Consider the following 9,927-nt stretch of genomic DNA (forward strand, 5'->3'; position numbering starts at 1 on the left):
ACTAAGGACAAATGACAAATGACAAATGACAAATGACTAATACTCTAGATTTTATTAGCGTACCTCCAAAAACAAACCAACCACCAAAGGGTTTAATTGTGATTTTGCACGGTTGGGGTGCAAATGCTAAAGATGTGGCATATTTGTTGCCGTATTTTAATTTGCCAGATTATCAGTTCCTGTTTCCTAATGCACCTTTTCCTTATCCCTATTCTGCTATTGGTAGAGCATGGTATGACCTCACCATGGAAAATATGTATCAAGGGTTAACACAAAGTCGGCAACTGCTAACAGATTGGTTGCAATCTTTAGAGAGTAGCACTGGTGTGCCTTTATCGCGGACAATTTTGAGCGGATTTTCTCAAGGTGGGGCTATGACTTTGGATATAGGATTAAAGTTACCCTTCGCTGGTTTAGTTTCTTTGAGTGGATATTTACATCCTGGTGCAGGAAATGTAGAAACCCAAAATTTGGCGTCTCTACCACCCGTTTTAATCATGCACGGTAGACAAGATACAGTTGTGCCATTGGAAGCTGCTGTGTTAGCACGGGAAACTCTTGAATCTTTGGGGGCTGCGGTACAATACTATGAGTTTGATATGGGTCATGAAATTCGACCCGAAATGCTAGAGTTGCTACGAAATTTTGTTGTTGCCAATGCATAAAGACTGGAAATTTGTCTTCTCCTTAAACATCGCTTAGTCTGGATTGCAAAAATTTTACACAGTTGGATAGAAATCCGGAAAAATTTCACGAAATTATTGCTCTTAAGTGAGTAATATATATTGGGTGGGTGCGCTCGACGCAACTCAACCCATGCTGGATGCGACTGCAAAAGGGAGGGGCGAGGATAATGAAAACTCTAAGCATTTCTAAGACAGAAATTGCTGTCATGACTCCACAAGAGGTGGAAATGTTAGCTGTACGTCTGGAGCAAGATAATTACAGTAATGCTTTTGAGGGTTTGAATGATTGGCATTTACTGCGCGCGATCGCGTTTCAGCGTCCAGAGTTAGTTGAACCATACATCCACCTTTTAGATTTGGAACCCTACGATGAGGCGTAGATGTTTCCTAGTAGACGAGTTCTAATTGCAGTAGGCGGCGGTATCGCCGCCTATAAAATCTGTGAGGTTGTTTCCACTTTGTTTAAAATGGGAGTGGAAGTAAGAGTCATCCTCACTCGTTCGGCACAACAATTTATTACGCCTTTAACTCTGGCGACGCTTTCCCGCCATCCAGCTTATACAGATGAAGATTTTTGGCAACCAACTCACTCGCGTCCATTGCATATTGACTTAGGTGAGTGGGCAGATTTAATTGTTATTGCACCTCTAACAGCAAATACATTAGCAAAGTTAGCCTACGGTATGGCTGACAATTTGCTCACAAATACTGTTTTGGCTTCGACTTGTCCCGTGCTGCTAGCGCCAGCAATGAACACCGATATGTGGGAACAGCAGGCGGTGCAGCGCAATTGGCAACAGATATTGACAGATAGGCGTTTTCATGGCATGTGTACTGCGTCGGGTTTGTTGGCGTGCGATCGCGTCGGTGCTGGTAGGATGGCAGAACCCCTGGAAATTATTGCTTATGTTCAATCGTTGTTACACACCACCGGTCAGCGAGACTTGCTAGGTAAGCGAGTGTTGATTAGTGCTGGAGGAACGCGAGAGCATCTTGATCCAGTCAGGTTTATCGGCAATCCTTCCACAGGGAAAATGGGGTTAGCTTTAGCACAAGCAGCACTGCACCGAGGAGCAAGCGTGACATTGGTACACACTCCGGCGAGTTGGGATGTACCTTTGGGAGTGCAAGCAATTCCTGTTGTGAGTGCCGAAGAAATGCGAGCCAGCATGGTGCAGAATCTACCGAGTGCAGATGTGATTGTTATGTCGGCAGCAGTAGCGGATGTGAAGCCACGGGAGTATAGTCACGAGAAGTTGGCAAAAAAATCGCTGCCGCAAGCCTTACCCCTAGAACCTGTACCAGATATCGTTGCCGAATTGGCACAACTCAAACAACCGCATCAGCGTTTAATTGGGTTTGCTGCACAGACAGGAGATATTGTCACACCAGCATTAGAGAAATTACACAGAAAAAATTTGGATGCGATTGTTGCTAATCCTATAGATCAACTTAATAGCGGTTTTGGGAGTGATAATAATCAAGCCATATTTTTGGATAAGCAAGGACAAAAGATAGAAATTCCCCCTTGTTCCAAATTACAAATGGCTCATCATATTTTTGATTTGTTGGGAAATAAATAAAACGGCAATCGCACTCAGGGTTGAAGAGAGTTTAATCAAGTCTTGGGTGTTTGGAGATAGGTGCTACAGCCAGATCTACTGTGTCTCTAGGAAGATTCTGTGAACTTTTCCTTGTGTTTGAATTGGCTCACAGCTATATGTACTAAAGCAATAGCTGGCATACAAGGAGAAAAGATGTCAGAAAGTACGTCAAATTCAGAAATGCTATACCGAGTTCTCGGTAGTACAGGAGAGAGGGTTTCCGCGATCGGACTGGGTGGTTGGCACATCGCCTTGAAGTACGTTGATGAGGAACTCGGCATACGTATTGTTCGTACAGCGATTGATCGTGGCATCACCTTTATGGATAACAGTTGGGATTACAACGATGGAGTCAGCGAGATTCGCATGGGAAAAGCGCTCCGCGATGGCTACCGAGATAAAGTATTCCTGATGACGAAAATCGACGGTCGATCCAAGAAAGAAGCAGCAAGACAGATAGACGAATCACTTCAACGCTTGCAAGTAGATTACATCGATCTTGTTCAGCACCACGAAATCCTCCGGCACGAAGATCCGTATCGAGTTTTCGACGAAGAAGGGGCGAATGCCGCTTTCATTGAGGCGCGGGAAGCTGGTAAGCTGCGATACATTGGCTTCACAGGTCACAAAGACCCCTATGTTCATCTGCATATGCTTGAAGTTGCAGGCGATCGCGGGTTTAAGTTTGATACGGTTCAAATGCCGCTGAATGTGATGGATGCGCACTACCGGAGCTTCGCAAAGCTGGTTCTGCCAGAACTGGTCAAACAAAACATCGGCGTTCTTGGGATGAAGAGCTTGGCAAACGGTATTCTTTTACGGTCAAATACTGTAACGCCAATTGAGTGTCTACACTATGCGCTGAATCTGCCCACATCGGTTGTGATTACGGGAATTGACAGTATGGAGATTCTCGATCAAGCGTTTGAAGCAGTGCGTACATTCCAACCAATGGATGATCAGCAGGTGCAAGCATTGTTAGCAAAAACGGCAGAAGCTGCATCACGCGGCGAGTTTGAGCCATTCAAAACCTCATCAATTTTTGACAGCACAGCCCAAAATCCGGATTGGCTTGGAGAGGAACCACAGCGTATCCAGCAATTGATGCCAACATGAGCAACAGAGCAGATCGCATTGATTGATGCTGTACTCTGGGTTAACGCATCCTACAAGATTGGCGATCGTATTGACTAATTTATACCTGTGACCTGTTTTTTTCGAGCTTTTCAATCACTCCATTCAAATAATGTTTAGTCAGTGATTCTAGAACGAATCCACTGACCTTCCCTTTCCTGCTACTCGCTTCCTCTAGTAATAAACTTTGAACAGATTTAAGCCAGTCCAGTTCCTCAATCAGTTTTCCGTTAATACTATCGAACTCATATCGTTTTTTTAGTGCCCCAAAAACAAATCGTTGGTCTTTAGACTTCATAAGTAAAAGTTTTTCTATGAAGGCAGGCGATTCTATGTATTTAAGTATAGGAACTTCATGATATTTCTGAACTGACACATCCCCATCCGGAGAACTAGTTAGGCAAATCATCCTGTAAAACTTCCAAGCATCGCTCTGCATAGTGACAAGCAACTCTTGACCAGCACTAGGCATACTCTCATTTCTTGCCAACTCTCGAACTTCATCAATATAGGTAAAAAACTCTTTGAATTCTTCAAATTCTTTTCCTTGAAATCCGAGGCTACCATAACTACCATACACGTCTTCAATTGTTGAAGGGGATATTAGAACAAGTGGGTTATTATCTTTCAGATAATCAATATAAAGTTTTGATTCCTTTAGAATTTCTTCTTTGCTTTTCCAATATAGTCCAGCATGAGAAAACATTAAGAAAAGTCCAAAAATATGCTTAATCTCCCCAATCTCAACGAATTGTCTACTACGGTATTCTGATTCAACCTTCTTGAGTAAATTTTCAAAATCATCGTCAGAAAGGTCAGAAAAGTGCCACATTCTAACCCAATTCGGTGTATTTTCATCCTGAAAATATTTACTATTTAATATTGATTGTTCTAGTTCCTGCGTATCTACGATGCCTTTATCAAAAAATATTTGCCACCATACTGTACTTGGAAATGGATCATGTAAATTGAGTACGGTATACCTACTAAGGATTTTCTGAACCGAAGTTTGCTTTTCACTATTGTCCTTTGCAACTGAATTGGATAGTTGATGCGAACTGACCCGATTACTAATCCCAGATACGTATTCTTCTTGCAATCTGCTAATATCTTTTGGAAGCATTGTTCCGCGTTTAATCTCAATGGAAAAAGCCATAAGTAGTGTCAAGAGGTCTTCCAGAATTTCTGACTTATTTTTTGCTTTTTTTGGTAACGTCTCAAAAATCCTCTCAAAATCTAAAACAATTTGTTTTAGAGTCCTTAAATTCTCATATTCAGTTTTAGTATATAAATCTTGTATCAAATGAGTATTGTCAGATAAAAAAACTCTAACCTCTGAATCATTTGCACTAAGAATAAAGTTTTCTAAGGCACCCTCAAAATCAGGAAATACATCAAAAGTTTTGCCTATTATTTTTTCTTTAATATCTTTGTAACTACAATTTTCGAGTAATTTATCCTCATTAGCGACGATAACTACTTTTAATTCTTGATGTTCTACAAAGTAGTTTATATACCCTAATATGTTGCCGATATCTATCTTGCAACGTTCTAAATCATCAAATACTAAAATGCTTTTTTCGGTATTTCTAAGATACTCAGGAAGGTTGATTTCTGGAATCTGAACGCTCCATGTTCCATCATCTCTACTGTCATCATTCAAATCAATTTTTAGTGTACCTTTTAATAATCCTTTAAAAATCTTGCCTGTTATTGCCATTCCTTTTGACGATAGTACAGGGTGTAATTGCTGAAAGAATACGTCTTCTATCTCAGAAAAGGTAGTCATCCCGTAAAGACTGACATACAAGCATTTCTGATTATTTGTTTTTAGTTTTTCACAGTACTTGTTGATAAACCATGTCTTTCCAGCTCCCCATTGACCTTTTAGTAAAACAGCAAATCCAGGTGCATGGGATAACCCACAGTAATAATCTAAGTATGTTTCTATATGGCTGTTGATCGATTTGTTGCCTTGAGTCATCTTTTTCTCTCACTTTATTCCCTATTATTACCAAAACATACTGACAACCCAAGCAACTTTGATCACTGTCCACCAATAACACGAAGCAACCCAACTCTTAAATGCAACCTCCTGAATTGTTAATGCATTAGTAGATCCAGCAGATCATCACGTAGGATGCGTTAGCGCAGAGTACAGCATCAATCGATTGCCAGGGAATACTAAATTGATCACGGTTCTATCCCTATCCATGACTAACTACCGTAGAATCACCATCGCAGGTGGCACCTACTTCTTCACTCAAGTCACCCATCAGCGTTATCCTTGGCTATGCGGCAACACTGCTCGCACACTACTTCGAGATCAATTTTCACTGCTCTACCGTAGAGCCTATTTGTTTATTTTCAAAAGCTTTTTGCACCATAAATCACCTTTGTGCTGCGTTTCGGTGATATGCCGCTGGCTTCTGCCGTTATGCCGCAGTATTACAGTCCCAATACAAATGCAAAATTCTTTTCTACACAGGGATAGAGGAACAATGAAATTTGTCTAATACTGTTTATAGTGACGATCCCGAAAACAGGCAGTAAAAGCGATGCAGAAGTTGGCAGTATTTGGTGGAACAGGGATTATTGGACGCAGCATCATTGAATATTTGGATACTCAGGATGATTGGCAGGGCATCGGTGTTGCGCGTCACAAGCAGCAAATTTCTGAATTCACGCCCTTTGTGGAATTAGATTTATTGCAGCCTAAACTGTCTGATGCTGCCAAAAATCAATTTGCTGACATAACCCACGCCGTTTATGCGGCTTATGTGAGTCATAACGATAAATTTAAAGAGAACGATCTAAACGTACAGATGTTTCAAGGAGCGATAACGGCATTGAAGACTGCTGCTCCTAACCTTAAACGGGTGGTTCTCATGCAAGGTGTTAAAGCTTATGGTGTCCATCTAGGTCCCTTCAAAACTCCAGCAAAAGAAAGCGATCCACGTCATCTTCCTCCAAATTTCTATTACGACCAAGAAGATATACTCAAGGAAACAGCCGCTCAACAAGGTTGGGAGGTTACCGTACTCCGCCCAGATGTTCTGTGTGGCTTCTCGATTGGTACACCGATGAGTATTGTTCTTGTCATCGCGGCTTATGCTGAGATCTGTCGGTTTTACGGTCTACCGATGCGCTTTCCCGGTAAAGTTGGAGCTTATAATGCGCTTGCTCAGGTGACAGATGCTGAACTGTTGGCAAAAGCAGTGCTTTGGGCTGCAACTGAGCCTCGTGCAGCGGGAGAAACATACAACATTACGAACGGTGATCTCTTTCGCTGGAAGTACTTGTGGGCGCGATTGGCAGACTACTTTGAAATGGAAGTTGCCGAGCCGCAAACCATTTCTTTATCAACCATGATGGCGGATAAAGCATCGATTTGGAAAGAAATTCAGCAACGACATAACCTCAAGCCAGTTGCGTTTGAAGATTTAGCAGCTTGGTGGTTTGGCGACTTCATCTTTGGGTGTGACTATGATGTGATTTCGGATACGACTAAAATTAAACTTCACGGCTTTAAGGAGATTGTAGATAGTACCGAAATGTTTGTTCGGTTACTTGATCGCTATCGGGCGGAGAAAGTCCTTCCAAAAAGCAAATAGAAAATAGCAGCTAGTACCGCTCCCTTAGAGGATGTCTGAAAACTTTAAGCAAGGTATATTTTGTCATTCTGAGCGTAACGAAGTGGAGCGAAGAATCCCAGTTTGTCGTTAATTTTTGAGATGCTTCACTGCGCTGGCGCTCCGTTCAGCATGACATTTTTGACTTCTCAGACATCCTCTTAGAATTCACGCATTCAAAATCACGCATTCAAAGTTCAAAAAGGTTACAGCAAAAACTTTTCACGCCTCGTTGAATGGTAGCTTTATTTTTGGGGTGACGTACTATAGTTAATAATGCTCGAAATTATGCATCCTAAGCAAGTTAAGCAACCAATGACATCTGCTTAAAATTCTGAAAGAGGCGAGCGCGGGGAGCGCAGTGCCCTTGGGGCGATCGCTTCACGCTTTTTCATTCCCAATCCCTTGCCTAATGATGTCCTCTAAATTTCAACGACCGCTGAACTGGCTGTTACAGCAGTTTCAACTCAAACCGGGTAAACCCGCCATTGCTTCTAGTTTGCAGACCCTTATATCGGTGTTGGGTCCAATTGGAGTTGGAGTGCTAATGGGTCATCCGGCTGCCAGTGCGATCGCAGTTATGGGAGCCTGGTTGGTTGGGCTGGTAAACGTGGATGGAGCATATCACCAGAAGGCAACGGCTAAGATAGCGGCAGCGATTAGCATTACAGCCATGTTGTTCCTCGCTAATCTGGTTCACGACACCCTTTGGCTATCAGCTCTGACAACGTTTCTGGTGATGTTTCTTGCGGGTTTTGTCGGTTTATTTGGTCAAGTGGCGTCATCGATCAGCTTGATCACGTCGATCATGTTTATCGTCGCACTGGCAAGATTTGCTACATTTCCCGATTTGTCTACGGTGCTTCACCAATGTGCCCTTTGTTTAGCTGGTGGGATATGGTCAACCGTAGTTTCCCTGGGACTATGGGTCGTGCGCCCTTACTCCCCTGTCATCCAAGCTGTTGCCAATTGTTATGGCACATTGAGTCAATTGGTTGAATCGGCAGGTGAAAGAGCAGCCAATCCAGGCGATCGCCCTGAATGGACAACCCGCTTTTTGCAAGCCCAGGATAATTTCACTCAGGCTTTGACTTCTGCCCGTAGCGTTTGGTCCGCGGTGTGGACTGCCCAAAGAGCCGCCAATCTACCGGGGAACCAGTTGCTCATCTTAATTGAGGATGCACCCCAAATTGCAAATTCAGTTGTGGCACTGGTCGAACACTTGTCGATTTCATCAAATCATCGGCTATTTCAGCAGTTGCGGCGAGAAATCCAGCAAGCGATGAAACAGTTGGCTGCTGCTTTGCAAAGAATGTCAGACGCGGTACGCGAAGCTGATGGCAAAGGCTTTATCGCCAACGGCAAATCCTCTGTTCATCTAGAGGATTTTGATCGGGCGATCGCAGCCCTAGAACACCAGCGGCAAGCCCTACGCACGCAATTGAATAGCCAGACCCTTGCGGTTCAGGCAGAGGACTATGCAGAATTAATCAGCTTTGGCAAAATTGTTGCGACCTTGAAACTGCTGGCAGAACAGGTCCATTCAGATGCGGAGGTGATCATAGCTTTGCAACGAGGAGATGTGGGCACAATCGCCAAGGCAGGGGTTACCCGTCCAAGGCTACCCGCGCTTTCTTCAATCCTTGGACCCCTGCGAGATAATCTTACGTTTCATTCCGTCCTTTTTCGTCATGCGCTGCGGCTGGCGTTGGTTGCGACGATCGCAGAAGTGCTTGCCTCGATATTGCACATTCCCAGAGGCTACTGGATCACCGTAACTGCCGTTGTTGCATTGAAGCCCAACTATGGCGGCACCTCTGAGACCACCCTACAGCGGGTGCTGGGCACAGTTTTAGGAGGCATAATTGGCATTGCGATCGTTACGCTTATTCACAATCCTTGGGTGATTGGGGCGTGTCTCCTCCTGCTCATGGTCACTGCGGTAGCAGTGCGACCCCTGAGCTTCAGCTTGTTCATTACGCTACTCACTCCCGCTATTATCTTACTCCTCAATGTCACGAGTAAAGGCGGGTGGCAAATTGGAGTTATGCGGATTGCTGATAGCCTGGCTGGAGGTTTATTAGCGCTGATCGGCAGCTATCTGTTGTTCCCCCGCTGGGAACGGCAGCAACTTCCTGCCCAATTGGAAAGGACAATTCGAGCCAATCTTGGTTACTTTCAGCAGGTGATCGCTTACTATCTCAACCCAAACCAAGATTCGTCTGCTGGCTCTATCGCCAACCTGCGCCGCCAAGCTGCACTGGAGAATGCAAACGCAGCAGCGGCAGCTCAACGCTTGTTTAGCGAACCTCGCCATGTCCGAGGAGAGGTTGAGCCAATAACAACGCTGATACTCTATATTCGCCGCTTTTTCAATTCGGTCATCACTCTGGCAGAACACCGCCGGGAATTGAGTGGAGAGTACCAATGTCCTGATTTCAAGCAATTCGCCGACGCTATTGTCCAGGTTCTGGAGAACTTAGCCGATGCGTTGCAACAGGGACAGCCACCCCGGTCCTTGCCAGCCCTCGATCCCTATCTCGAAGCCATTCACGACCATATTGAACAGCTTCATGCCAATAGGGTATCAGAGTTGGCGGCTGATCTAGGCACAGCAACACCCACACTACAAGCGATTCGAGAACGCACTCCCATTTCCACAGAATTGGATCGAATTGCTCAGGAGATTACGAGTATTCACAGTGCGATCGTCCGCCTGCAAGAATGAATCTAAGACTGCTACTTGGAGAAATCACTCTTTTTTGACATCCTCCCACCGCTAACCCTTGCGGGTGTAGCGGGGGATTCCAAGAATCACTTCTTGGGCTTCCTCTTTCCACGAGTCGGCTTATCTTGAGGAATTGCTTCACC

Annotated in this window: 7 protein-coding genes; 6 read left to right on the forward strand and 1 reads right to left on the reverse strand. The window is 44.2% G+C overall.

The features are described 5' to 3' along the window. Positions 1–32 precede the first annotated feature (32 nt). From AACT52_RS27835 to AACT52_RS27850, 4 genes are all read left to right on the forward strand, one after another. Positions 33–665, forward strand: coding sequence for an alpha/beta hydrolase (locus AACT52_RS27835; protein WP_073634077.1), 633 nt, complete (start codon positions 33–35; stop codon positions 663–665). 188 nt (positions 666–853) lie between these two features. Beyond that, positions 854–1,066: a protein IsiD gene (gene isiD, locus AACT52_RS27840; protein ID WP_017318487.1), complete on the forward strand. Its 213-nt coding sequence runs from the start codon at positions 854–856 to the stop codon at positions 1,064–1,066. Further along, entirely contained in the window at positions 1,067–2,269 is a 1,203-nt protein-coding gene (gene coaBC / locus AACT52_RS27845; RefSeq protein WP_073634078.1) for a bifunctional phosphopantothenoylcysteine decarboxylase/phosphopantothenate--cysteine ligase CoaBC, read from the forward strand. A 174-nt stretch (positions 2,270–2,443) separates the two neighbouring features. After that, positions 2,444–3,406, forward strand: a complete 963-nt coding sequence (locus tag AACT52_RS27850) for an aldo/keto reductase (protein ID WP_073634079.1) — start codon at positions 2,444–2,446, stop codon at positions 3,404–3,406. 79 nt (positions 3,407–3,485) lie between these two features. Here AACT52_RS27850 and AACT52_RS27855 read toward each other — a convergent pair whose 3' ends face one another. Then, positions 3,486–5,408, reverse strand: a complete 1,923-nt coding sequence (locus tag AACT52_RS27855) for a P-loop NTPase fold protein (protein ID WP_073634080.1) — start codon at positions 5,406–5,408, stop codon at positions 3,486–3,488. Positions 5,409–5,982: 574 nt separating this feature from the next. Between AACT52_RS27855 and AACT52_RS27860 the strand changes: the two genes are divergently transcribed. Both AACT52_RS27860 and AACT52_RS27865 read left to right on the forward strand, forming a co-directional pair. Continuing rightward, positions 5,983–7,038 (forward strand): SDR family oxidoreductase, encoded by a 1,056-nt coding sequence (locus AACT52_RS27860; protein ID WP_073634081.1) that lies wholly within the window; start codon positions 5,983–5,985, stop codon positions 7,036–7,038. A gap of 430 nt (positions 7,039–7,468) precedes the next feature. Then, positions 7,469–9,784, forward strand: a complete 2,316-nt coding sequence (locus AACT52_RS27865) for an FUSC family protein (protein ID WP_233154091.1) — start codon at positions 7,469–7,471, stop codon at positions 9,782–9,784. The last annotated feature ends 143 nt before the right edge of the window (positions 9,785–9,927 follow it).

The organism is Scytonema sp. HK-05 (assembly GCF_963872035.1).
In the GTDB taxonomy this organism is placed as follows: domain Bacteria; phylum Cyanobacteriota; class Cyanobacteriia; order Cyanobacteriales; family Nostocaceae; genus Kalymmatonema.